The following is a 25,196-nucleotide window of genomic DNA, read 5'->3' as shown; positions in this document are numbered from 1 at the left end:
TTGCGCTGCCTAAGGATAACGGCGCCAAATCCGGCAATGAGTCATCGTTTTTTGCCCTCACGCTTTTACAGCTCCTTCTCTCCCCTCTGGGGAATGGCATGGAGGACGTTGCCGATTGTGGAAATGGGTCCGGCGTGTTAGGTTGAAAAGATTCGTAACCGCACTTTAATCGCCGTTAGGGCGGTTCTCGCCTCTCTTCTCGAAAGCTGACGTGGTGCATCGCGAGGAAATTACGCTTCCAGAAACGTCCACCGATTTCATTCGAATTCGCGGGGCTCGCGTTCATAATCTGAAAAACGTCGATCTCGATATTCCTCGAAATCAGCTGATCGTTTTCACAGGGCCCAGCGGCAGCGGCAAAAGTTCGCTCGCGCTCGATACATTGTTCGCCGAGGGACAGCGGCAATATATCGAAAGTTTGTCAGTCTACGCGCGGCAGTTCCTTGATCAGATGGAGCGTCCTGACGTTGACCTGATCGAAGGGCTGCAACCGACAATCTGTATCGATCAACGCGCCGGCAGTCAAAACCCGCGCAGCACGGTCGCTACGGTGACTGAGGTCTACGACTATCTGCGGTTGCTGATGGCGCGGCTTGGTCAGCCGCACTGCTGGAAGTGCAACGTGCCGATCTCGCAGCAAACGCCGGAACAAATCCAAGATCGTTTATTGGCTTTGCCCGAGCAGACCAAGCTGATGGTCTTGGCGCCGATGGTGCGTGGACGCAAAGGCGCCCATCGCGAAGAGATCGACAAAATCCGCAAAAGTGGTTTGCTGCGGGTGCGCGTCAATGAAGAGGTTTACGAGATCGATGAGATCCCCGAGCTGAATCCGAAGAAGACGCACTCGGTTGACGCCGTTGTCGATCGGATTATCGTCCGAGAGGGTTTGCGAGCTCGGATGGGCGAATCGGTCATGCTGGCGCTTAAGCTGGGTGAAGGCCGAATGCTGGCCTGTTATCTAGACGCCGATGCGATCGACGCCAAGCATCCCAAGGGAACCTGGCGCGACGAGGTTTACAATACGGAGCTCGCTTGTCCCAACTGCGGGCTCAGCTTTATCGATATCGAACCGCGTACGTTCAGCTTTAACAGCCCGTACGGCGCTTGTCCGATCTGCGAAGGTTTGGGCGCCAAAGAAGAGTTCGACATCGAGCTAGTCGCTCCCGACATGTCCCTTTCGATCGAAGGTGAAGCGATTGTCGCTTGGAAGGCGCTGACCGCCGCGACGCAAAAGAAGCATCACGCCGCCGCCGTCGAATTTCTGACGAAACACAAGATCGAGCCGACTACGCCGCTGATTGAAATCCCCGAAAAGACGTTGCGTCAGTTGTTTCATGGCGATGACAAAAAGTATCTCGGCATCTTGGTGATGCTCGAAAAAGAGTTTGTCACCACCACGCGCAAGGCCCGACTGGATCACTTGGCCGCGTACCGCGCCGAAGTGATCTGCAGCGCGTGTAAGGGATCACGTCTGCGGATGGAAGCGACCGCCGTGTTGATCGGCGGCAAAGCGGTGCATGAGATCACCGCGATGAATGTCGCCGAAGCCCGCGAGTTTTTTCAGCAGTTGGACTTCCCTGAATACGAACAACCGGTGGCCGAGCCGATCGTCCGCGAGATCATCAAACGGCTTGAGTTTTTGGAGAAAGTTGGCGCCGAGTATCTGACCCTCCATCGCGCTGCCGACACGCTCAGCGGCGGTGAATTGCAACGCGTCCGCTTGGCGACCGGCATTGGGTCAGGCCTAGTCGGCGTTTGTTACATTCTGGACGAACCATCGATTGGGCTGCATCCCCGCGACAACGAACGGCTAATCAGTTCGCTGACCGATCTGCGCGATCAAGGGAACTCAGTCCTGGTGGTCGAGCATGATGAAGCGATGATGCGCATGGCCGATCGCGTGATCGATATTGGACCTGGCGCCGGTGGCGATGGAGGTCGCGTCATGGCCGATGGAACGCCGGCGGATGTTGAAGCCAACGAAGAGTCAATCACCGGGCGATATCTCTCGGGCAAAAATCGGATCGAATTGCCCGAGAAACGTCGCCGCATCGCCAAGACGCGTGCGATCACGATCGAAGGGGTGACGACCAACAATCTGAAAGATGTCTCGGTGCTCGTTCCGCTGGGCGTGTTTGTCTGCGTGACCGGCGTCAGCGGATCAGGCAAAAGCTCGCTAATCAACGAGACCTTCGCCCCGGCGCTGCTCAAGCGTTTGAATACCCCGACCGCCAAACCTGGGCCGCACAAAAGCTTGCGTGGAGCCAGCAACGTTGACAAGGTGATCCCGATCGATCAATCGCCGATTGGTCGCACGCCGCGCAGCAATCCAGCGACCTATACCGGCGTGTTCGACGAAATTCGCAAGGTCTACGCCGGCACGCGTCAGGCAAAACAATATGGCTACAAAGCCAGCAGGTTCAGCTTCAACGTGCAAGGGGGACGCTGTGAAGCGTGTCAGGGGCAAGGTCTGCAGAAGATCGAAATGAACTTTTTGCCCGACCTGTTTGTAACCTGCGCCACCTGTCGCGGCGCACGCTTCAATCGCCAGACGCTGCGGGTCCGATACAAAGACAAGTCGATCGCCGAAGTCCTCGACATGGCCATCCGCGACGCCGTTAGCTTCTTCGAGAACATCCCGATGATCCATCGGACACTAGCCAGTTTGGACGATGTGGGACTTGGCTACTTGTCGCTGGGGCAACCTTCTACCACGCTCTCCGGCGGCGAAGCGCAACGCATCAAACTGGCGACCGAACTGGCTCGCGTCGATACCGGATCAACTCTGTACTTGCTTGACGAACCGACAACCGGGCTGCACTTTGAAGACATTCGTCGTTTGCTAGACGTATTAAATCGCCTTGTCGACAAAGGCAACACTGTCCTGGTAATCGAGCACAATCTAGACGTCATCAAGTGCGCCGACTGGGTCATTGATCTAGGCCCCGAAGGTGGCGCCGGCGGCGGTCACATCATCGCGACGGGCTCACCCGAAGAAGTCGCAAGCGTTGCGGCTAGCTATACGGGGCAGTTTCTGAAACCGCTGCTCAACGGTCGCGTCGCATTGGCCGAAGGCGACTAATCACGGCGTTCTATCTGCTGGCTCAACGCCTAGACTGCTTTAAGCTAATCACTGCGGACGCTCACGACCGGGTGGTCCAACCAGTCTGTTCAAGACTGGTTGGATTGCTTCAGCAACAAGATGCCAGCGTCATGCGGCGCATAAAAAAACGCGAGCCTGATCAGGCTCGCGTTTCTGGTTTGCTGGTTTGGCGTGGGGCCGAATTACTTCAGGTTCACCACATCGACTTCGCTGAACTTGCCAACACTCATGCTGGCCCCGCCGACGAAGATTAGTTGGTTGTCACCGACCGGCAACATGCGGTGGAAGAATCGCTCGTTGGTCAAACCGCCCACGGTTTCCCACGACTTGCCGTCATCGGCCAGGCGAACCAAGCGTCCGCTCATCGTGCTGGCGTACAGCTTGCCATCGACCGGAAAGGCCGACGTGCCAAAACCGTCCATGCCGCCGCCGGGCAGCGCAGGTCCTTCGCTCCAACTTTTGGTCGCCGGATCATAGATGTCGACGCGAGTCGTCGGACCGCCATCTTCCTGCATACCGCCGATCGCGTAGAGCTTGCCATCCTGCACGCCGACGGACAACGCACGACGTTGGAAAGGGGGCTCAGGCAGCGCCGTCCACTCGGCGTTTGCTTTGCTCAAGTCAAGTGAATAGGCGGTTTTGTGCCAAGTCGAGTCGCTGTCTTCACCGTTCAGCGCCCAGCCGCCGACCACATAGATCGTGTCTCCCAGGACAGCAGCGTCAAACGAAGAACGGGGCTCCGGCAATTTCGGCAGGTCAGACCATTTGCCCGTTTTCAGATCAAAGACCGCGCAATCAGCTTGCGAAATCAGATTGCGACCTTCTTCTTCTTGCTTGTTCATCGCGGTGAAACCGCCCAAACGATATAGCTTGTCGCCGTGAGCGACCATCGCTAGACCTTGCAGTTTGGGCCCTTCAGCAACCGTTTCCCACTTGGAGTCTGGCTTCAGCGACAGACGTTGCAGCGAGCCGTTTTGCGCTTCGTAGTAATAATGATGCGCGTCGCCGGTGTGACCACCGTAGACATACAGATGATCGCCGACGACAGCGGCGCCAAAGCTGGTGACCGCTTCGGGCAGATCCGAGAAGGCGCTGATGGTCTCGTTTACTTTGGGCATCACGGGTAACGTCAACGTGGTGTAGTGTCGAATCGTATCGTACTTGTCGTCACCTGACTGGCCCGCTTTTGCTTCGATGTACTTCACGCGCACCGCGTAAATACCAGCTTTGGCGATCGGAAACTTGGCGACTCCTTGGGCGTCGGTCTCGGCTTCGACTTTGCCGCCTGGACCTTCGACCACTACCTGAGCGGCGGCGACCGGTTTGCCGGCGAACGTGGCGGTGACGACTGCTTGATCATCCTGGATCGAAGGCACAACGTCCAGCGAAACTTGCTTGGAAGCGTCAATCTTCCAGGCCGACTTGCCCAGCAGCGGACCGGTCTTGGCATTGTATTGCAGCAGGAACTTCTCGCCGCCGCGTTCCATCACGCCCAGCGAACGAGTCATTGCATAAATCGCTTCGCCGCGCCCTTTCAGTTCGTCTGACTTCAATTCGTCGTCGGCCAGTGTGAACTTGATCTCTTGCGGCTCTTTCCCCTTGGTCAAGCGGTAAGCGACGGCATCCGCAACGCGCTTCAAAATCGCCGGCTCATCGGCGTAGGGGCCTTCCGAGAAATAGAGGTTCAACTCTTTCGGGCTCTCGCTTTCGACCAGCCACAAAAAGTGAGCTTGAGCCGGAGCGGCAATCGCCAAAATCAGCAGCGACGCGGCCAGCGTGCTTGTCAGCATCCGCAACATAGAATGTTTCCTTCGCCAAAAATTGTGGGCACGGCGACTGATCCGATTGGACCAGAGCGTGGACCTGGGGGGGAACAGGGTTATTGTGAGAAATCAGGGCCGGGCTGGCGAGCAAAAGGGGCTGGCGAAGGCTTATTGAGATCAGATCTCACTCGCCTAGCTTATCAGCTCGGTTTGCGACGTCAATTGCCCCGTTACAGAAAAAGTCCCTAAATCGACTGGTTTCCTCAAGTATGCGACTGAAATTGTCAACTTCTTGCGGCGGCCGCTTGCCCCGCACGAGTCTCCCAGATAGCCTATCGAGAATCAATCTCATATTTGCGTTCGCCAGCCCGCCAGCCGAAAACCAGCCAGCCATGCTCCGACGCCGCCTGTTTGTCTGCGCCGTTTTCTGAAAAAAGGTTTTCCCATGCTTGGCCGTATTTGCTGCTTCATGCTCTGCTTCTCCGCTCCGCTGGCTGCCGCCGAAACAGCACTTCAACCAGCCACAACCGAGACTTCCGCTGCTCAAATGCTGGCCGACGCGCGGGATTCGCGAATTGTCTGGAACGGTATCCCCGGCTTTACCGCCGACCTAGTCGTCTCGCTGGATGGTAAAACCGAACAAGGCAAAATCGATGTCGACGCCGATGGCGAAATGCAGATCACCGGCATTGCGCTGGCCGAAGATCGTGTTGTCGGCCGTGCGCTCGATTCGCTGATCGCTCATCGTTTTCGGGACGAAACGAGCGCTTTGGGAGAAGAAGCAAGCTTCGACCCCCAAGATCCCGGCACCGCACTGGGCAAGCTGATCTCGCAAAGCGGCGGTGCAATGGCCAGCCAATCTCGCGTTAAAGCAGGCGTCATTCACGAGGTGATTCGTCGTTCGCCCAGCGGATCGTTCACCATCACCGTGGTCAGCGTTTATCGCAACCCCGAAGGCAAGTACCTGCCGCAGGTCTTCACCATCAGCAACTGGGACGCCGACGGCAATCTGACCGCCAGCGGCACGGTTGAAAACCGTTGGAAACGGGTCGGCGACTGGGATTTGCCGGTCAGCCACACCGCTATTCGGACCGCCGGTAACGGGGAACGGAAGGTGGTGCGTGTCGAATTTAACAATCCGCAGCTGAAAACAAAGTAAACTTAGCATCTGGACGCGGGTTCCCCTTCAAGCGATTACCATCTTCTGTGAGAGACGATATGCACGCTGCATCTTGCTTGATCCTGCTAACGGCGCTCGCCGCCGGCAGCGACAATTGGCCCGCTTTTCAAGGCGCAGGCGTTCAGCCTCCGGCGGCTGCCCAACTGCCGCTCAAGTGGTCACCAGACAGCAACATTGGTTGGACGATTGACTTGCCCGGCTATGGACAATCGAGTCCTGTCGTTTGGAACGGCAAGGTATACGTCACTTCGATCGATGGTCCCAACAAAGAGACCAACATTGTTACTTGTTGGAATCTGGCCGACGGCGCAGCCCTTTGGCGAAAAGACTTCAAGTCGTCGCAGCCGATCAAAAGCAGCACCTATGTCAGCCGCGCTGCGCCGACGCCGGCTGTCGATCAGCTGGGCGTCTACGCCTTTTTTGAAAGCGGCGACATCATCGCCCTGTCGCACGATGGTGAGCAGCTTTGGAGTAAGTCGTTGATCGCCGAGTATGGCGAGATGAAATCCAACCACGGGCTCGGCGCTTCTCCAGCATTGACCGAGGACGCTGTCATCTTGTTGGTCGAGAACGATGGGCCTTCTTACTTGGTCGCGCTCGACAAGAAGAGTGGCGAAGCGACTTGGAAGACCGATCGCGAAAGCAAAATCAGCTGGAGCTCGCCCCGCGTCATTTCGACACCCAGCGGTCCGCAGATTGTTGTTAGCAGCAGCGGCACGGTCGACGGTTACGCTGTCGAGGGGGGCAAAAAACTTTGGTCGATCGGCGATCTCGGCGGCAACACCACCAACACGCCGATGCCCTATGGCGACGGGCTGTTTTTGGTTGGTGCATCCGCTGGTCGCGGTGAAGACTCAGGCGGCGGCGCCAAACGCTCGAACATGGCGGTCCGCGTCCGCGAGTCCGACGCTGGTCCAACGGCCGAAGTGCTATGGCGTAACGAAAAAGCCTCATCGTCCTTCAGTACGCCGATCGTGCATCAAGGAGTAGCCTACTGGGTCAACAAAAGCGGCGTCGTCTTTGGAGTCGATGTCGAGTCAGGCGAAACCCTCTTTACCGAACGCTTGAAGCAATCGTGCTGGGCAACTTCGTTGGGCGTCGGCGATCGCGTTTACTTCTTTGGCAAGGATGGTCTGACGACCGTCGTCAAAGCAGGTCCAAAATGGGAAGTCCTGGCCGAGAATCAACTTTGGCAGGAAGCGGTAGATCAGCCTGCCGCGCCTGCTGCCGAAGCAGAAGGAGAACGTCGCGGTCCCCCGATGTCCTCAGGCCCGGTCCTGTACGGCTACGCCGCCGTCCCCGGCAAGCTGTTAATCCGCACCGGCCCCAAACTATACTGCGTCACGCCATAACTGCCGCTCTTTGGCGCAATGCTCTGTGTTCATCACAATTGAGTTCATCGCAATTGAGTAACCATTGCAACACAAGCTCCGACCGCATTCGGCAGGCACGGCCTGCCCTACGCGGCGGCTGCATCCTCATCGCTGAGAACATCGGCGAGCCGATCCGCTTCGGCGGCGAGGATCGAGATGCCTAGTTTGTTGGCCAGCGCCACCACTTCGGGCTCGTTGACGATGATCGTTTTGTGCGCTTCGATCACCAGTGTGACGGCGCCTGACTTGGCCATCGTTTCGATCGTGCCGACGCCGATCGTGGGAACGTCAAACCGCATGTCTTGTTGCGGTTTGGCGACTTTGACAATGGTGAAACCGCCGGCGCGGCACAGCTGACCGGCGCGGCGAATACACTCGTCGGTCCCTTCGACCGCTTCCAGCGCCAGCGCCATCTGACCTTTGATCGCGACGCTTTGCCCGGTGTCAAACTTGCCGATCGCTTTGGCCAGGTTCCAGCCATATTGCACGTCGCTTAGCTGTTTTTTGCTGAGCGGTTTGCCGGCAAGCTGGCCAAATTTTACGAGCAGGTCCGGAGCATAGTCGGTCGCAGGCACAAATTCGATTCCTTGGTTGAGAAACGCTCGGCAGATGCAGCCGAGGATGTTATCGTCTTTACGATCTTTCTTGCCCCAGATAAACGGGCCAAAGACGCGGGCGCCGTACCAGTCAGGGAAATGATTCCAGACGGCGCCGCGGTCCAGCAGTCGGACCTTGTGCACTTTGCCAACCATCGTGGCGGTTGTCACCTGCTGACGATGAAAAAAGCGGACGCACTTGCCAAGTTGCGCAACCCCGACCCACTCGTGCGAAGTCGAGATGTCGGCCAGGATCGGATCGGCGTGACCTTTGATCAACAGTGTGTGAACGGCATAGCCTTGTCGCTGCAGCGCAGTCGCAACTTCGATCGGCAGTTGTCCCCAGCCGGCCAAAAGCCCGAACGGCAGTTGTGGGGCCGTTGAGTTTGAATTCATCGCTTTGGTCTTCCCCACAAAACGCTAAGCCGTTTTGCGCAGCTCGTCTTCTTTCTCTAATTCGGCGACCCGCGCGAGCAACGCTTTGAGCTGCTTGCGCATCTCAGGCAGCTTGCTAAGCAGCGCCACTTCCAGCTTCTTGTCCTTCGCCGCAATCGCTGGCGAACCAATCACGTTTTGTCCGGCGGCGATATCCGATGCGACGCCAGCTTTGGCGCCGATAATCGCGCCATCGCCGATGTGCACATGATCACGCACGCCAACTTGACCGGCCATCACCACATAGTCGCCGGTGCTGGTGCTGCCGGCGACGCCGACTTGCGAGCAGATCAGATTGTGGCGACCAATCCGGCAGTTGTGGGCGATCATTACCTGATTGTCGATCTTGGTGCCGTCGCCGATCACCGTCGGGCCATAAGTGCCGCGGTCAATCGTCGACGCGGCGCCGACTTCGACAAAATCACCCAGCACCACATTCCCCAGTTGCGACGACAGCACGTGTTTACCGCTCGAAGAGTCGTAGCCAAACCCAAACGCGCCCAACACGGCGCCGGCATGCAGGATGCAGTTGGCGCCGACAATTGTGTTTTCGTACAAGACCACGCCGGGAAAGAGAATCGTTCCGGCGCCGATCACGCTGCCAGCGCCAATTTGCGCGCCGCTTTGAATGACCACGCCTGACTGGATGCTAACCCCATCGCCGATCACGACCAACGGTCCGATCGAAGCGTCAGCGGCGATCACCGCACTGTCAGCGACTACGGCCGAGGGATGCACGCCGGGTTTGTTTTGGACAAGATGGGGGCGAAACTGCGCGACGATCTTGGCGAACGCGGCAGGTACATTAGCGACCACGATCACCGGCATGCCGGCCGGAGCGAACTCGCCAGACGCCAGCACGGCGGCAGCGCTGCAGCGCGCCAGATCTTTCGCCAATTTTGGCTGATCGGCCAGCGTGATCTCACCCGGTTGCGAGTCGCGAATAATCGACGCGCCGGTGATTTCGATCTCTGCGTCACCATGCAGCGTCCCTTCGACCAGAGCCGCCAATTGGCCGAGTGTGACACCCATTGCGTTGCTTTCTTTCGCGAGAGCTGTAAAAACAAAGTTGATAGCAGGGCAATGTAACGGATGAAGTCCCAAATAACCAAGACCGATCGATAAAGGTGCTAGCAAAGTTGCCCGAGCCGCGAGCCTACTGCGTTCTCTACCTTTCAATGACGAATGTCTAAAACCTAATGTCCAATGAAGGAAGGATCGGTAGTTTGCCGATCCACCGGGCCGGACCGCGTTGTTTTTTCAGTGGAGTCTTGGGCCCGCCCTGGATTCGACACGGGCGCGATGCTCTTACAGTGTCTTCACTGAAAGAGCATGTCTACAATGCGGCTGATCCACTCGATCAACGTCGCAACGCCCTCAAGACATGCTCTTCTCGCGAAGACGCGATAAGAACATGGGACCTCGGCTGTTTCAAAACCTCGAAACGAGAATCTCAATACCGAGATCTCGCGAGATAACCACAGCTAGATTTGGTCGATAACCGGTTTTGAAATAGTCTCTATGGATTGCTCCTTAGAATTCATGAGAACTGTCAACTTGGGCTGATTTTGGCCAGTGCATTCATCCGTCAAATGAATCGATACTTGGAATTCTCTGGCTGCCTTTATCTTGGCTACAGGTCGTTCTTTAGACGTTGCACATCTTCAGTCTTTCCAACTCTCAACTCTAGCTCTAATGGATTTCCGTCGCATTCTTTAAGTACCCCTTGAAGAACGCTTCTTAAGCAACGAACTTCTCGCGAAGTCAAATCCAGCATCAATTTCATAGAACGAGCCGTTTCTCCGCCATATTCGTTTCTAAGTTTAACCCAAATAAAGGCGAGCCGATTGTAGAGCTCGTCCATTTCTTCGCCTTCAAACTCGGCATCTGGCTTGGCTGTTTTTGAAAAGGGACAATCCTTAAACCATACTATGGCACTCATCAAGATTCCAAGATCTAACCCGGTTATTGTCGCTGATTGATACATTTGTCGACGGCACTAGAAATGAGGAGGATCCAACAACGGCGGGGTGGCACACAACGCTGGTAACGAATTTCGACTAAGCCGTCGTCTTTCGCGATGCGCATTTGATCGGGCGTCTGCGTAACTACGCCCCCTTAATAATTCTCAACCTGCGTGACTTGATAGGGGGAGGTCGTCAATTTGCCACGCGGGCTTTCGATCTGCGTCTGGTTGCCGTCGCAGCTCGTTGAAACAAATGGGTAGAATGCTTATATATCCTTCTACCAAACCGAGAGTAGAGGGAGATCGAAAAAGCTACTCTATTCGCAACTCGACTCAATCAGGTTGCAGGTGAATTCAAAAGCACCTCTAGCAACTCATCAATTCCGTTCGACAAGAAAAACAATGTGCCGCTATCTTCAGAGAGTTCATAATCGGGCGATGCATCCCAGTAGTAAACTTCGCCGCGTCGTTCCTTAGTTGCCAAAATTAGGAAGTTTCCTCCCATATCGACTGCAATCGGCACACAGCCTTCGGGTAATCGGTCACCGAGCTCATCCATCCAGCTAACCAGATTGTTGTCTTCGTCATCGTGCAAACCAAAGAAAAAGTGAATCCTCGTACTCTTACCAGGCCACAAAGGCACATTCAGCCCATCTGGTATTGGACGGCCACCGTTTGATCCCAGAAGAAAGCGTGTATAGTCCTCGGTCAGTATTACATCAAATTGTTGCTCAAAGTCTTGAAGTCTGTCGGGAGTTGTTGCGGGATAAGTTTCAAGGAGTCGTGCTGTCATCATGGAATTCCTCCGCTACAAAATGAAGCTCCCCCGTTATGGGAGAACCTGGAATTTATTTTTGTTGGGACCAACTGCATGGTTGCCCCATTTTCATGGTGATGCCATGTCCATCCTTCCGGCTGAGGTTGCCCTCGTTTACGGTTTGCTTCAGGAAAATCTGTCGCGTTCTTTCCTGTTTGGGCAATTTCGACAGATCCATTATTTGGGGGGAAAAGGAAGGGAGAAGGGTGTCAGGACACTTTGTTTTGATTCGGCGTTAGCTTCTTCGGTCTTCAATGCGGCTGATCCACTCGATCACCGTCGCAACGCCCTCAAGAGATGCTCTTCCAACTGAAGTGAAGTTAAGATGCTTGGGACAAGAAAAGGGGACGGAGTTTGTTTGTCTCGCGCCCCCGAAACCCCCGTCCCTTGTCTTACTACTACGGCCCTTTGCTGTTAGGCGGGTGATTGAGTTCAAGCTCTGTGCCTTTCACGAGAGCATCCCCGTCAATTGCAAAGACATTGTGATCTGAATTCGCTGGAGTCCATCCAACTTCAATCGCGGAGACGATCAAATACTCGATCACTTTTGGCGTAAGCACGCGAGCTTCGTCAAACGTCCCTCGGAGTCTCTGACCGTTGGCATCGGCAAGCAAGACTTCAACGTAGACGATGGGAGGATACCCGTAGTACTTCGCGGCCCAGCGATAGGATTTCCCGTTGACCGAGATGTTGCGCCAGCCGCGTTTCTTTTGAGGAATCGCCATATTTATGCACAAGTCAAAGTTTGATTTCGAGGCCGTCGGCCAGAATGTCCGGCGTTACCGAGCATAAGGAGTTGACTCAACGCAAGTCAAAACGGCTGATCGAGTGCTTCGTGTGCATGCCATTGTTCGTCGGATTGGACTTAATGTTGGAATATTGGAGTTGGTGCGATCTGAAAGTATTCGGTTGGAATCGTACACACGATTGGACGTCCATCTGGTGTGAGGGTTCCAAACCAAACACCGACGTGTTCATCGGGGACCTCAACGCCATTTGGCAGGTGCGTTACTGTTCCCACACCGCTACCAGTAAGAAACACGAATTGGCCTAACTCAAATGTCATTGTACTCGCCCCAATTCAGTGGACACAAACATGGTAAAGCAAGCGACGGCGACTTGGGTGTATGTCATGGCTATCCGCTCACAACAACCCCCAGTTTCTCACCAAGCGAATGGATGCGAGACTTCCATTCGAGTTCCTTGTCGTTGAGATCGTGCATTTCGTCGATCACTGCTTGTCGGGTATTAACGGAAGCAGGGTTTTCGTTGCGGACGGTCGCCAACCATCGATCATAGGTACTGAAATTTTCCACTTGCCAATCCAGGTAATCGTGAATCAGCGCAGTGAATTCCGCAGTCGTCGCGTCATCCGGTGCGTCCAGCGAATCAAATTGCGCACGCACGGTATCCACCGTGGTCGAGATATTTTCTTGCGCCGCGGCTATCGCATCTACGTCCGCAGTTTTGCCCAGAAACCAGGGTTCCATCGCACGACCCCAGGTGTCGCCTGACGCCGTTAACGCAGCCGATTGGTCGTAAGAAGCTATGACGTAAGCGGCCTTTGGTGTCGGGCCGGATGGCCGACAGCCAAGACAGGCGACGATTGCGAGTAGGAGGGTAAGTTTGCGCAAGGTTCTAGATTCCGTCGGATAACGACTCCGTTCACAGGCCCGCGGCTCCGTGTGCAATGGAATGTTATCCAGTGTTGTTAGATGCTGGAGCGGTATCCGTCGCAATGTTTCGCAAAAAACATTGGCGTGGCGTCACTGCTCCGACGTTATCAATTTTGATGTTTTGATCTTCCGCGTGCAACATCACGAGCAACCGATCACCAGTAAGCATTCGGTTTCGGCAATGATTGGCCAATATATCGACGATGTCCCAAAAGTATTTTGGAAACCGATTATTGAATTCATCTACATTCGTCAATGCGATGACCAGGCCGGCGCAATTAGGAAATTCCATATCGGACATTTGGGTATCAAAGGCATCCCGACCACACCAATCGTCCATTTTTAGTTCACGACGTAGGGCGTGCTCGAGATCACGATCAATGTCGAACCGACAATCGACAGTTTTTACTTGGTAGCCACGCTCAATAAGGTCAGCCGTCAATTTGTCGAAGACCGGAACATGGTGAACGAGCGCAACGGCACCGTCTCGAAACATCTGCCAGATGTAGAAGTTGTCGCGGATTTCGTCTTCGGTGAAGGGCGCCAATTTGCGGACTACCTTAATGGATCATGTGACCGTTCACCGGGACGCAGTGAATGAGGTTGTTTTCAGTTCAGTAGGGTGCGTCAAGTACGATTTCACGCCCCACCGTTCCAGTCTAGCGCTAACCTCGTTCCCACTCAATACTTGCTCCTTTTCTCTTTTAGGAAGAAAAGGAGACGAGGGTCTTTCGAAGACGCCCTCGAGCACGAAGCACGGGCGCCACGTCTTCGTGGCAATGAATGTGTTTGGATATTTCGATCAACGCCAGCCTGTGTTACATGCTCTTCTCGCGAAGACGCGATATGAACATGTAACACAGGCCGGTATCAGCATGTCTGCGGTATTCGGATCGATCTAATCTCGAAGTCTTATACTCTATGGACGAAGAATTCAAAATAACGCCCTATCGCGGGCTCCCCTTCACGACATGGTTATTTGTTCTTGAGTGTGAGTGATCGATAAGTTTGAGCTAGCGATTTGAACTTTGGTAAATAGTTCTTGCTTTCGTTGTTGCCGACCAATCCAGTCATCAAAACATATCCCCCGCCCTTCGGGAACAGCATTACCTGGTATACCACTAACTCCGTATTGGACTCTTGGTCGCGGCCAATCGCTTCGATCTCAATCCCTTCGACTCCAGCAATGGATATCTCCGAAACATCTTTAATATTGTCAATCTTCGTGTTTGCCGTCTGATTTAATCGCCGCTCTGCAAATTCTCGCCGATCGTTGATTGGCACATCGCCAAGTGACGGCGCTACGATGAACAAAGGGTCCGTGGGTTGGACCAACGGAATCCTCCCTTCTTTGGTAAATGCCGCCATTTTACCCATTGCCGCGATTTGCTTGACATTCGCTAAGCCGTCAACGGTACCAATCTCGAATGGCAGAGATGGCATGTCGCCAGTCGTGCTGGTGGGTGTCGCCGACAGCACGACTGCCCGCATCGCTTCGCTCAGTTCTTTGGACTTGGATGTCGGAAATGTTGCAGTAACCATCTGAGTACTAGTTTGATCACCTACAACAGAAATCCATTTTTGGAACTCTTGGCCGTACGCAAGCTGCGAAACATTCAGCAGCATTCCTGCTCGATTGGCGATCTTAACGTCACGTTTGGAAAGTAAATCGATTCCTCTTGTTTGAAGGGCCTCCTTCGTGAATCCCTTCGCAACTTCTGGGAAAGGGCCAGGTAGGACGGTCACCATGACGGAGGAACCAGTGCTCTGTTGCTGGAAGCCGTTAAATGCCTCGGCTCGCTCAAATCCGTCGGGTTGCAGCAGGGAGAGACCGGTTCCCTCAATCTTCACGAGAGGCGGTTCGGTTGCCTTCTCTTGCGCGACAGAATGCGAGAAGGTGGGGAAGAAAACGATTGCAACAAGATGAAAAAGCCTGGCGACTCGCATTCGAATCTCTCCAAATAACGATAGTTTACGAAGAATAAATCTGAATAACGTTCGCATCTTATCCGGAACTTCCCAGATCAAAATCGGCACGAAGCATGGCGCCCCGGCCAGGCGTCTTCTCTTCCAGCCGCCGACCTTCATCCTGCAGCAGTTGAGCAGGTCGATTCTATTCGTTGACTCTCTGTCGTCGCCACTCTTTTTGTCGCGGGTTGTTGCTCGCTCCCGCAAAGGGCTACGAACAAAAATAGCAGAGGTGCAGTTTAGCCATCGAGTGACGGCAAAAAAGGAGAGAATCGACCGGTTCCTCCTTCATTCGACATTCAGATTTCGACATTCGTCATTGGCTTGTAGCCGCTTTTGACTCCCTATTTCCAGTCTTAACCCTTGATATTCGGGCCTCGTTGTGGCATTCTCATACTTCGCTTGCGCAATCGAAAATTACCCCACTTCTCTGAAATAGCCGCTAGAGACGCCCCGCATGACGCCTGACCAAGTGAATTACGCGCTCCTTTGTTTGGGCGTCGGCATGGCCACCGTGTTGGGGCTGATTATCGTCCTGCGGGCCAATGCATTTATTGCGATGTTGGTCGCGGCGATGGTGGTCAGTTTGATGGCCGACGGCAGCGTGCAAGATAAGTTTAGCCGTGTTGCTTCGGCTTTTGGCGGCATGGCTGGCGGCGTTGGAATTGTGATCGCACTGGCGGCGATCATCGGCAAGTGCATGCTCGACAGCGGCGCGGCCGACCGTGTGGTGCGGTGGATGATGAACATTTGCGGCGAGAAAAACGCGCCGGCCGCGCTAATGGGCAGCGGTTTTATCTTGGCGGTGCCGGTCTTTTTTGACACTGTTTTTTACTTGCTGGTGCCGCTTGCCCGATCGCTGTTTCGTCGGACCAAGAAAAACTATCTGCTGTACGTGATGGCGATTGCTACCGGCGGCGCGATCACGCATACGTTGGTGCCGCCGACGCCGGGCCCGTTGGTTGTCGCCGATCAGTTGGGGGTCGATAAAGGCTTGATGATCCTGATCGGGGTCTGTGTGGCGTTGCCGGGGGCTATCGCGGGGTTATTGTTCTCGATGCTGATGAATCGTTGGATGCCGCTGCCGATGCGACCGATCAGCGCCGAGCCAGAGCCTGAAGAATTGCCCGATAGCCAACTGCCGGGGCTGTTTGTTTCGCTGCTACCGGTGCTGTTGCCGGTGCTGTTGATCTCGACCAATACGGTGCTGTCGACCATTGCCGACGGTCAAAGAGCGGCCCAGTTATCAGTAGAAGAAGTCGACTGGCCGGCGTTTCGCGCGCAAGTGAGGACTGAAAGTCAGGCCGACGCCGATACGCTCGGCAAACGGATGGTCGCAGCGATCAACGAGAGCGAGTTCCAAAAAGAAGAACGCGCCGAGATCGCCGATCTGCTGCTGCGCGACGCTCCCCTTTCGACCGACGATACCCAGGCGCTCGTCTCTGGCTTGAATCAATTTGTACTGACGCACAAACCGCTAGCGATTGACTTGCCGGGCGCATTACCGCCGGCCGTCGTCAAAAAAGTGAACGGCGATAACTCAAGGATGAAGCCGGTCGACGCCGAGCGGATGAATCGTCAGGTGTTGGAATCGATTTACGGCGAGAATCTAATTAAGCCGCACGTCTGGAACACTGACGCGCGGGTTGCGGCCAATTGGTCCGCCGCGTTTGGCGATCCGAATTTTGCGTTACTGTTGTCAGCAATCGTCGCGATGGCGACGTTGGTTTCTTCGCGTAAATTGTCGCTGAAAGAATTAGCCCAGTCGATCGAAATCGCGCTGATGAGCGGCGGCGTGATTATCTTGATCACCTGCGCTGGCGGCGCGTTTGGCGCGATGCTGGGAGTCGCGAATGTGGGCCCAGCGATTCGCGAAATGTTTAGCGTGGGCAATGGTGGCGGCAGCGCGATCATGATTTTGTTGCTCGGCTTTTCGATCGCGTCGGTGTTGAAGATCGCGCAAGGTTCTAGTACCGTCGCGATGATCACCGGCGCCGCGATGTTAGGCGGCATAGCAACGCCGGAAACGCTGGGCTGCAATCCGGTTTATCTGGCCACCGCGATTGGCAGCGGATCGCTAATTGGATCTTGGATGAACGACAGCGGGTTCTGGGTCTTCGCCAAGATGAGCGGACTGACCGAAGTCGAAGCGCTGAAGTCGTGGACGCTGTTGCTGTTGGTCTTGGGGGGAGTCAGCTTTCTGGCGACGTTGATCTTGGCGACGCTGATGCCGCTGGTGTAGAGGCAATAATCGTCAGCAGCGCGCCTTTTGAGGTTGCGCTATTTCGAACCGCTAGGACACTAGCCCGCCAGCGCCAGCGAGGGAATCCGGTCGCTAGTTCAGGCCGAGTTAGCATCGCCAAGCGGATTCCCTCGCTGGCGCTGCGGGCTAGTGTGAACGTTTTCGACTTGGTTCCTGCCGCGTTCCATTCTTGTTGGGGCGAATAGCGCCACTTGAAAAGGCGCGAGCCAAGGGAAAGCGGATTGCGGCGTTGAACAGGCGGCCACCGCTTCGCGGGCTGCAAAGCGGGATTTGACTTTGTTTGGTATTGCCGGGCGCATTCCCTCGGCTCGCGCCTCGGGCTACTATTTTTGGGGGCCTGTTAGGCGAACAGTTGTTCAAACTTTTCTTGCGCGGCAGTGAAATCTGCGTCCGAGATGACCGGTTGTAGGCCTGAGGATGATGGCGGCTCGGGCAGCTCGATCCAGCTTTTGCAGCCGGCGATCTCCGGCGTCTCGACGAACAGTTTCACTTGCGGCGCGGCGAAGATGCGGACCAAAAACAGATAAAGCCCCGGCTCGCGATAGTGGTATCGCGTGCGGACGGTATCCTCGGAAAGGATGTGCATGTCGGCTAATTTTTCGATCAACGACTCTTGCGTGATGTAGCGGACATCCTCGACCACGGCGAGCAGATCAACGGCGAAGCGATTGCCGCCGGCGTGCTTTTCGCGCAGCTGCGACAGTAGGAGCTGACCATCCGGGGAGAGTTGATCGGGCGATTGATGAAACCGCGTCGGCCAAAACCAGAAGACATCATGCTCGGCACGAAACTGATCCTCTTGTTCGCGGATCCCACCCTTACGCAGCAAGATATGTTGTTGCCCGACGCGAAGCGCATCGCAGACGACGTCCCATTCTTTCAGCACGTAGGGACAATTGAATTGGTTCATCGTCGATGCTCGCAGGTTGGTTTAAGTCGCTAGTTGACGTTTGGCCAAACGGCCGAGTTCGATGATCGCTTGTTCGACGCGATCACTGGCTTGAATCGCACAGTTAAGTCGGACGAAATTACGAAAGCGATCGCCGGGCGAAAACAGCACGCCGGGAGCGACGCTAATATTTCGTTCGGCCGCTTCTTCAAACAGTTGTACGCTATCAAAGCCGCGGGGGAGTTCGAGCCAGAGGACTTGTCCTCCTTGCGGCGCCGTCGCGCGGGTTTCTTCGGGAAAGTATTGATGCACGGAAGAGGCCATTTGTCGCGCTCGATCTTGCAGCGTTTGCCGTAGGCGGCGCAGGTGAAGGTCGAAGCCGCCGATTTCTAGGTATTTGGCTACCGCCGATTGCATGGCAATCGAGACAGCCGGGTTGAGCGCTATTTTCGCTTGTAAAAACGATTCGAGATAGATCCCCGGTGCACACCACCCGACTCGCATGCCGGGCGATATGGTTTTGCTGAACGAGCAGCAGTAGAGCACAATCCCGTCGCGATCAAACGCTTTGAGCGCGTTGGGGCGAACGCCGGAGTCAAAATGAAGTTCGCCAAAAATATCATCTTCGATCAACGGAAGTTGATATTGGCTCATGATTTCGACTAGCCGCCGCTTGGCCGTGTCGGGCATACGGCAGCCGAGCGGGTTGTTGAAGTTGGCGATGATCACCGCCGCCTGGATGCGCTTTTCCTCGGCCAGTCGCTCAATCGCATCGACATCCACACCGGTTTGCGGATCGGACGCGACTTCGATCGCTTTTAGGCCGAGCGTCTCGAGCTTGTCCAAAATGCCAAAGTAGGTGGGCGATTCGACCGCGACGGTATCGCCGGGCCGCAGGGCCGCGTGCAACGCCAGATAGACGGCTTCGCTGGCTCCACTGGTAGTGACAATGTCGGCCGGTGCGACTTCGGCGCCAGCGTCAATCATGCGGCGTGCGATCTCTTTACGAAGCGGCGGATAGCCGAGCGGCACGTCGTAACGATGACCCAAATCAGGAAAACGCCGCAACATTTGGCTGAAGAGCCGATTAAGCCGCTGGGTCGGGAAGAGCTCGATATCAGGAACCGCAGCCCCCAATTTGACCACCTCCGGCGATGCTAGCACGTCTTGCAGTCGCCGTGAGAGCCGCGCAACGTTGACCTTCAAAGGGCGGGTATTAGAGCGGGACGCTTTGGGGGGAAGCGGCACGCGGATCGCCGTATCGCGAACAAAGTAGCCTGATTTGGGTCGTGCTTCTATGAGCCCGCGACTTTCGAGCAAGCGGTACGCATGCGTGACGGTGGACAACGAGACCGACATTTGCCCACGCATGCGGCGAACTGAAGGAATTCGATCGCCGGGTCGCAAAGTTCCCTGCTCGATCAGCCGCGCAACATGCGCTGCGACTTGGTCGTACAGGCGTTGTTCGTCGGCCGATGGTGGGATTACGACGTCAGGCATGACAGCCGAATGGGTTGGGGACCATAACAGATGAGAAACTTTGATCTGTTATGGTAACAAATCAGCTTTTGTGCGCCTGTACTCATTCCAGAAAAAGCCGAATACTTGTTTTGTACCCCCCCGCCGTTGCGTTTTTTCTGGGAGCCCTAATCATGTTCTGGACTGCTGTTTGCCTGGTGAGCTTAAGTTTCTATTTATTAACGTGTCTGGCCACGGTCGTGTATTGGGCGGTATTATCAATAAGTGATGGTCGCAGACGCGAAACGCGGCCGCAGATAGAATGTTGCGTCCACAAGGCGCCGCAGGTAGCGTCGCTTGAGCGGAGATTTGCCGAAGAGAACCGAGCTGCTGCACGGCGGTAAACGCAGTTGCGCCGCGACGATTCGTACCGATGGGTGACCATGGTCAAAGACTTGCTGGCGACGATCTTCCGAAAACGCCCAGGCGCCCAATCGACGTCGGCGTGGAACCTGCGCGAGTCGGTGACCTTGATTGCGGTGCTTGCCGCACTGGCGATGCTGGAGTGGATTGGCCGCACGCAAACGTCGGAGCTGAAGGATGTGGCCTGCGCTATTTTGCTAGCAACGCTGGTGCGGATGGTCTTCTCTCGCTATTTCTGCCGACGGGTTCGCTGGGCGTCGAAGTTATCCCGTCAGTTGCGACGCTTCGGGAGTCGGCTCACGTCCCTGGGCCGCTATGACTGGGGACTCGATCTGCGGCGCACTCCACCGATCGAGCGCGGGCTGCCGCGGTTGTATTTGTTGGCGCCGATGTTCGCGATGGCGGCAATCGTCACGGCGACCTTGTTTACCTCCGCAACCGGCGTAACGTTGCGTGATACGGTCCCGGTTGTTTGTTATCTCGCCTATCTGACGCCGATGGCGATCATTTGGGTAGCGCTGTTGGTGCTAGTGTTTGGCGCGGCGTTCTCGCCGGGGTTTGTGCTGTTTGACGCGCTGCTGGTCTACGGCAAACGCAGTGAACGCGTCTCCTTTCGCGTCTCGCTGGTGTTTGCTTTGATCATTGCCGCCACCATTGCGGGGCTGATCATATTTGTGCCAACATGGATCGCGACGACGATCTGGGGCGCGACGTTCTTGTTGGGATTGGCCGCCAGCTGGCTGACTCCGGCTTGGCGACCTGATTGTCTGTGGCGGAAAGACTCGGCCGCTGTTCGGGCGATGCCGATGTCTCTGTTTTTGACGGTGAACGATTTGCTGATCGCGTTGATTCCGGCAATTCCGGTAGCAATTGCCCTGGGAGGCGAAACAATCGGGCTGGGCTCGCACTTTGCCGCCACGCCGATCAGCACCGGCTTAGGCCGCTTGGCGATCTGGTACGGAGCGTTCGCGCTGTTGGCGTCAACGCTGCTGGTAGAATCGCATTATTTCATCGCGCGACTGAGTGATCCGGCGAAGGAATCACCTTTGGCTTTGCACCTAAGTGGAGTCGAGCGCCCTCGTCAGCGCCGCGAGCTGCGCCTACTGGCGAAGCGCAACGGCTGGAAGATCCGCTTTGCTCCGAGTGAGCCAGAGCGATTGGAGGTGCGGCTACAAGTGGCCGAGTCGGCGCCTCCGGCGAGCGACAGCAACACGATCTATTTGCATTTGGAAGACCTGGAAGCGGAAGAAACGATGCTGCGGATTCGCCGCCGGGATCAAGTGCAAAAGCGACGAGCCTTGGTCAAAGGGATCGAAGCGATCTTTCGCCGCGCGGCGGCACGCAAACAGCGTGACGGCAGCGGATATTGGCTGGCGCCGCATTACTGGTTTTTTGCGGGGCTGACGCGAGACGTTAGCACTTCGGACGATGCAAACTCGCTGGACGTCATACCGCCGCTCTATCGTGATGTGATGCCGCGCGGGGCGCGAAATCACTTTTTTGAAATTTGCCAAGCGGTCGGGATCGATCTGATCTTTGTGGAAGATGGAGTCGACTTCTACGCCGTGCGGCGGGTGCTACGGGTGATGTTTGAGCGGTTTGACATCGACGCCGGCCAGCGCCCGATAGAAGAAGTTCACTTCTCGGGCCTGCCAAAAATTCGCGTACTGATCCACGAATTTACGATCGATCAGCCACCTCGAAAAACGAAGTACCCCGAGCCAAGTTACCAACACTTGGGACGCGCAAAAATCTTGCACATCTATCGTGACCGCGGCGATGACGAAGCGCAAATCTCGACCCCGGAATCGCCGGAGCAGCTACTCAGCCCAGTGGGGAGTTTTTAAAAGTAGGGCCCGAGAAAATGGCGCCAAGTCCCAATTTCGCTCCGTCAGGCTACGAAGCGGAACGTTCTTCACCATCGGCTTCCGCTTGCTTCTTCTCTTCCCGCTTCTGCGCGTGATAAATGCTCGAGCTGCCGCTCAAAAAATACGACAAGAAGCAAGCGATCGCCGCATAAACGACGAAGCCAGAGCTAAGCAGTTCGCCGTGGCCGGGCCCAAACAGCTCGATCGCCATGATGGTGCAGGCCAGCGGCGTGTTGGTTGCTCCTGAGAAGACGGCGACAAAGCCAAGGCCCGCCATTAAATCGACCGGAGCGCCTAGCATGACTCCCAGCGCATTGCCAAGCGCTGCGCCAATAAAGAACAACGGGGTGACCTCGCCTCCTTTAAAACCGCTACCGACCGTGACCGCTGTAAAGAGGAGCTTCCACCACCAGCTCAACCAATTGGCGCCGCCGGGTTGAAAGCAGGACTCGATGCAGATCATTCCGGAGCCCGGCGGATGAGGCGAAACGCCTAGCCCCAAATAGTCGCGCTGTCCCAGCATCCAGACCAGCGCAATCACCACGCAGCCGCCCACTGCCGGACGCAGCCATGGGATCGCGATAAACCGTTTGGCGGTTCGGCTGATCGCATGCGTTAACTCGGCGAACAGCACGCTTGCTAAACCAAAAAAGATCGCCGCGATCGCGACCTTGCCGGTCAGCGCCCAGTCAAGTGAGACTGCGCTGAGCGTGCTGCTAATTTCAGTGGCGAATCGAATGTGATAGTGCGTGTGGCCGATTCCCCAGGCCGTGTTGACCTGATCGCCGATCACGCTGGCGAGCAGGCAAGGGATCAGCGCTTTGTAACTCATCTTGCCTATCGCGATCACTTCGACAGCGAAGATCGCTCCGGTGAGCGGAGTGCCAAACACAGCGCCAAAGCCGGCTGCGACGCCGGCTGATAGCAAGATTCGCGTTTCGTCCGGAGACAGTTTTAACAAGCGCCCAAGCCCGGAGGCGAGACTTCCTCCCATTTGCACGGCTGTCCCTTCACGACCGGCCGAACCGCCAAATAGATGGGTGATTAACGTTCCGATCAGCACTAGCGGCGCCATCCGCAGCGGCACGCCGCCGCCGGGCTCATGGATTTGATCCATGATCAGATTGTTGCCGGCTTCGGCCTCGCGCCCCAGATAGTGGTACATCAGCCCCGACGCGATCCCGGCCAGGGGCAACAGGTAAAGCAGCCAGGGATTGTTCCATTGCAGCAGCGTTACGGCATGCAAAGCCCACAAAAACAACGCCACCGCGGAGCCGACGACAATCCCCAGCGGCAGACAGATTGCCAGCCACTTCAGCACAAACCACGCCAAAGCAGCGTGCTGTTTATAGTCCCAACGATACGACATGAAGCGGAATCTCCTGCACAAGCACTCGGTCAGCAAGCAGACCGAGTTGGATGCAAGAGTAATAGAGCCGTCACCTTCCAGCAAGGCGAAGCCGTCTGTGATTCTTTATTTCGTCGAGAACAACTATGCCCCCAAGCGATGAAACTTTCCTTTTCATTCAGCTTCGGTCGATCGCAGCCTCGCTAGGGATAGCTATCATGCGCGATGGCGACACGCCTGTCAGCCGCCGGTGACAGCTACAGGCGATCGCCTTTGTTTTTAGCTGACGCTCGAATGATTATCGACGTAGCTTTTGACAAACTCGATCAGCTTAGGGTTGTCACACTCAAAGCCGAGCTCTTTTGCTTGCGCTAACGTCTCTTCGCCGGACATGCCTTGTTCGCATGCCAGATGCATCATCACCATCGCGCCGGCTCGTTTACCGCTTTTGCAATGTGCGAAGACCGGCTTGGGCAAGTATTGATATTTCTCGCGAAACTCATCCACCACTTGCGGCGACATCGACATCATTGACACCGGCAGATGCAGATATTCCATCTCGGCCGAGACGACCCAGTCCTTCTCGTGCGATGGGGAGATCGGCTGATCCTCTTCCCCGTCATCTCGAAAATTAACGATTGTCCGAAAGCCTTGGACTTTCAGCTGGCCAAAATCTCCCTCACTCGGTTGAGGACCAACGGTGATATCGTCATTGATTTGTATTTCATGATTCATATGGGTTCTCCTTGAACGCTTCTGGTGCAGGTTGGTTTGAGCGCGATCGCGAAAGCGGCCGCAACTCGCTGCAAAAGCAAAGATTGCCGCTGCATACGCTTTAAGAAGCAAATCGAATGCCGGAGCGCTGGTAGAGTCGCCAAAAAACTGGCCTGGCGCCGGAACCGTTTTTTTCTTTCGCGACGATCTTCCCTATGCGACAATTAGTTTCCTGCCCCCGAAGTAAGGAACGCCCATTATGAAATCATTGCTCGCAAGTTGCTTGCTGCTGGTCACTTGTGCGACGTCCGCCGCTGCCCTGGAACGTATCGAAGTCTCCCGCGATTGCCGCGGCTTCGCCAGCGCGACTTCCGGCAAGTCGTTTACACCCTGGGGTTTTAACTACGATCACGACCGAGATGGTCGCTTGCTCGAGGACTATTGGCAAGACGAATGGTCGACCGTTGTTGAAGATTTTGCCGAGATGAAATCACTGGGCGCCAATGTCGTCCGCATTCATTTGCAAGTCGGCAAATTTATGTCCAGCCCGAACAAGCTGCGGCCTGAAGCGCTGGCGCAACTCAAAAGACTGGTCGAACTGGCCGAGCAGCAAGAGCTCTATCTCGATCTCACCGGACTCGGTTGTTATCACAAACAAGATATCCCAGCCTGGTATGACGAACTGGACGAACAAGGACGCTGGAGCACGCAGGCGGCATTTTGGTCAGCGATCGCGGAGACTTGCGCCGGCAGCCCGGCCATCTTTTGCTATGACCTAATGAACGAACCGATTGTGCCGGGAGGCAAAAAGCCGCAAGAGAACTGGCTTGGCCCCGGCTTGGGTGACAAATTTTTTGTGCAGTACATCACTCGTGACCGCGGTGATCGAGATCGCGCGGAAGTCGCCCAGGCCTGGATTGGGATGTTGGTCAAAGCGATACGCAAGCACGACCCACAGCATCTGATCACCGTTGGCTTGGTGCCGTGGAGTCTCGATCGGCCGGGTCTTTCTTCTGGGTTTGTGCCAGAGAAAATCGCCGGCGATCTCGACTTTATCGCGGTCCATCTGTACGCCGAGTCTGGCAAACAGGCCGAGGCGCTCGAAACCTTGTCTGGCTTCGCCGCGGCCGGCAAACCGGTGATCATTGAAGAGATGTTTCCGCTAAAATGCTCAGCGGCTGAACTGGGCGAGTTTATCGACAAATCCAAGCCCCAGGCCTGCGGTTGGATCGGCTTCTATTGGGGAATGACGCCTGACGAATATCGTACCGAGGGAAAGACAATCGGCCAAGCAATGACCCTCGCGTGGCTCGAAATGTTTCAGGCCAAACAGCTTGGCTCGGCCGCTGACTAGCA

General features: G+C 55.7%; 20 protein-coding genes. 6 read left to right on the top strand and 14 right to left on the bottom strand.

What is annotated here, in order from left to right; genetic code table 11:
* Positions 1-211: 211 nt before the first annotated feature.
* Positions 212-3,082, top strand: coding sequence for an excinuclease ABC subunit UvrA (gene uvrA, locus SH421x_RS26890; RefSeq protein WP_488853115.1), 2,871 nt, complete (start codon positions 212-214; stop codon positions 3,080-3,082).
* Between the two features lie 203 nt (positions 3,083-3,285).
* Here uvrA and SH421x_RS26885 read toward each other — a convergent pair whose 3' ends face one another.
* A complete protein-coding gene (locus tag SH421x_RS26885; protein ID WP_488853114.1) occupies positions 3,286-4,902 on the bottom strand; it encodes a Kelch repeat-containing protein in 1,617 nt (538 codons plus the stop codon).
* Between the two features lie 409 nt (positions 4,903-5,311).
* On the opposite strand from SH421x_RS26885, the gene SH421x_RS26880 reads away from it, so the two are divergent.
* Together SH421x_RS26880 and SH421x_RS26875 are read left to right on the top strand one after the other, a co-directional pair.
* Positions 5,312-6,025, top strand: coding sequence for a DUF3386 family protein (locus SH421x_RS26880; RefSeq protein ID WP_488853113.1), 714 nt, complete (start codon positions 5,312-5,314; stop codon positions 6,023-6,025).
* 59 nt (positions 6,026-6,084) lie between these two features.
* Complete coding sequence (locus SH421x_RS26875) at positions 6,085-7,398, top strand: outer membrane protein assembly factor BamB family protein (protein ID WP_488853112.1); 1,314 nt, start codon at positions 6,085-6,087, stop codon at positions 7,396-7,398.
* 107 nt (positions 7,399-7,505) lie between these two features.
* On the opposite strand, the gene SH421x_RS26870 is transcribed toward SH421x_RS26875, so the two are convergent.
* The 9 genes from SH421x_RS26870 to SH421x_RS26830 all read right to left on the bottom strand — a co-directional run bounded on the left by SH421x_RS26870 (position 7,506) and on the right by SH421x_RS26830 (position 14,946).
* The gene (locus SH421x_RS26870) at positions 7,506-8,411 is read right to left on the bottom strand and encodes an LpxI family protein (protein WP_488853111.1); all 906 of its coding nucleotides are present in this window, start codon (positions 8,409-8,411) and stop codon (positions 7,506-7,508) included.
* 24 nt (positions 8,412-8,435) lie between these two features.
* On the bottom strand, positions 8,436-9,482 hold the full coding sequence (gene lpxD / locus SH421x_RS26865; protein ID WP_488853110.1) for a UDP-3-O-(3-hydroxymyristoyl)glucosamine N-acyltransferase: 1,047 nt from the start codon (positions 9,480-9,482) through the stop codon (positions 8,436-8,438).
* 601 nt (positions 9,483-10,083) lie between these two features.
* Complete coding sequence (locus tag SH421x_RS26860; protein WP_488853109.1) at positions 10,084-10,392, bottom strand: hypothetical protein; 309 nt, start codon at positions 10,390-10,392, stop codon at positions 10,084-10,086.
* A gap of 361 nt (positions 10,393-10,753) precedes the next feature.
* Complete coding sequence (locus SH421x_RS26855; protein WP_488853108.1) at positions 10,754-11,212, bottom strand: SMI1/KNR4 family protein; 459 nt, start codon at positions 11,210-11,212, stop codon at positions 10,754-10,756.
* Positions 11,209-11,397, bottom strand: a complete 189-nt coding sequence (locus SH421x_RS26850) for an HNH endonuclease (protein WP_488856499.1) — start codon at positions 11,395-11,397, stop codon at positions 11,209-11,211. The genes SH421x_RS26855 and SH421x_RS26850 overlap by 4 nt, the downstream gene beginning before the upstream one ends.
* A gap of 234 nt (positions 11,398-11,631) precedes the next feature.
* Complete coding sequence (locus SH421x_RS26845) at positions 11,632-11,958, bottom strand: hypothetical protein (protein WP_488853107.1); 327 nt, start codon at positions 11,956-11,958, stop codon at positions 11,632-11,634.
* Positions 11,959-12,369: 411 nt separating this feature from the next.
* Complete coding sequence (locus tag SH421x_RS26840) at positions 12,370-12,867, bottom strand: hypothetical protein (RefSeq protein WP_488853106.1); 498 nt, start codon at positions 12,865-12,867, stop codon at positions 12,370-12,372.
* A gap of 64 nt (positions 12,868-12,931) precedes the next feature.
* Positions 12,932-13,456 carry a hypothetical protein gene (locus tag SH421x_RS26835; protein ID WP_488853105.1) on the bottom strand — a complete coding sequence of 175 codons (525 nt, stop codon included), beginning with the start codon at positions 13,454-13,456 and terminating at the stop codon, positions 12,932-12,934.
* A 428-nt stretch (positions 13,457-13,884) separates the two neighbouring features.
* Positions 13,885-14,946, bottom strand: a complete 1,062-nt coding sequence (locus SH421x_RS26830; RefSeq protein WP_488853104.1) for a dimerization/docking domain-containing protein — start codon at positions 14,944-14,946, stop codon at positions 13,885-13,887.
* A 388-nt stretch (positions 14,947-15,334) separates the two neighbouring features.
* On the opposite strand from SH421x_RS26830, the gene SH421x_RS26825 reads away from it, so the two are divergent.
* Complete coding sequence (locus SH421x_RS26825) at positions 15,335-17,119, top strand: GntP family permease (RefSeq protein ID WP_488853103.1); 1,785 nt, start codon at positions 15,335-15,337, stop codon at positions 17,117-17,119.
* Positions 17,120-17,480: 361 nt separating this feature from the next.
* Here SH421x_RS26825 and SH421x_RS26820 read toward each other — a convergent pair whose 3' ends face one another.
* Positions 17,481-18,050 carry a DUF1802 family protein gene (locus tag SH421x_RS26820; protein ID WP_488853102.1) on the bottom strand — a complete coding sequence of 190 codons (570 nt, stop codon included), beginning with the start codon at positions 18,048-18,050 and terminating at the stop codon, positions 17,481-17,483.
* A gap of 21 nt (positions 18,051-18,071) precedes the next feature.
* Entirely contained in the window at positions 18,072-19,529 is a 1,458-nt protein-coding gene (locus SH421x_RS26815) for an aminotransferase-like domain-containing protein (protein ID WP_488853101.1), read from the bottom strand.
* A gap of 401 nt (positions 19,530-19,930) precedes the next feature.
* On the opposite strand from SH421x_RS26815, the gene SH421x_RS26810 reads away from it, so the two are divergent.
* Entirely contained in the window at positions 19,931-21,757 is a 1,827-nt protein-coding gene (locus tag SH421x_RS26810) for a hypothetical protein (protein ID WP_488853100.1), read from the top strand.
* Positions 21,758-21,806: 49 nt separating this feature from the next.
* Here the strand turns inward: SH421x_RS26810 and SH421x_RS26805 are convergent, their stop codons facing one another.
* On the bottom strand, positions 21,807-23,147 hold the full coding sequence (locus SH421x_RS26805) for a voltage-gated chloride channel family protein (protein WP_488853099.1): 1,341 nt from the start codon (positions 23,145-23,147) through the stop codon (positions 21,807-21,809).
* 258 nt (positions 23,148-23,405) lie between these two features.
* Positions 23,406-23,861, bottom strand: a complete 456-nt coding sequence (locus SH421x_RS26800; protein ID WP_488853098.1) for a protein tyrosine phosphatase family protein — start codon at positions 23,859-23,861, stop codon at positions 23,406-23,408.
* Between the two features lie 238 nt (positions 23,862-24,099).
* Here SH421x_RS26800 and SH421x_RS26795 point away from each other — a divergent pair, with 238 nt between their 5' ends.
* Complete coding sequence (locus tag SH421x_RS26795) at positions 24,100-25,194, top strand: cellulase family glycosylhydrolase (RefSeq protein ID WP_488853097.1); 1,095 nt, start codon at positions 24,100-24,102, stop codon at positions 25,192-25,194.
* Positions 25,195-25,196: the final 2 nt, after the last annotated feature.

The organism is Blastopirellula sp. SH421 (assembly GCF_057808535.1).
The sequence above is the reverse complement of the archived record's forward strand: the minus strand, read 5'-3'. Positions and strand labels throughout refer to the sequence as shown.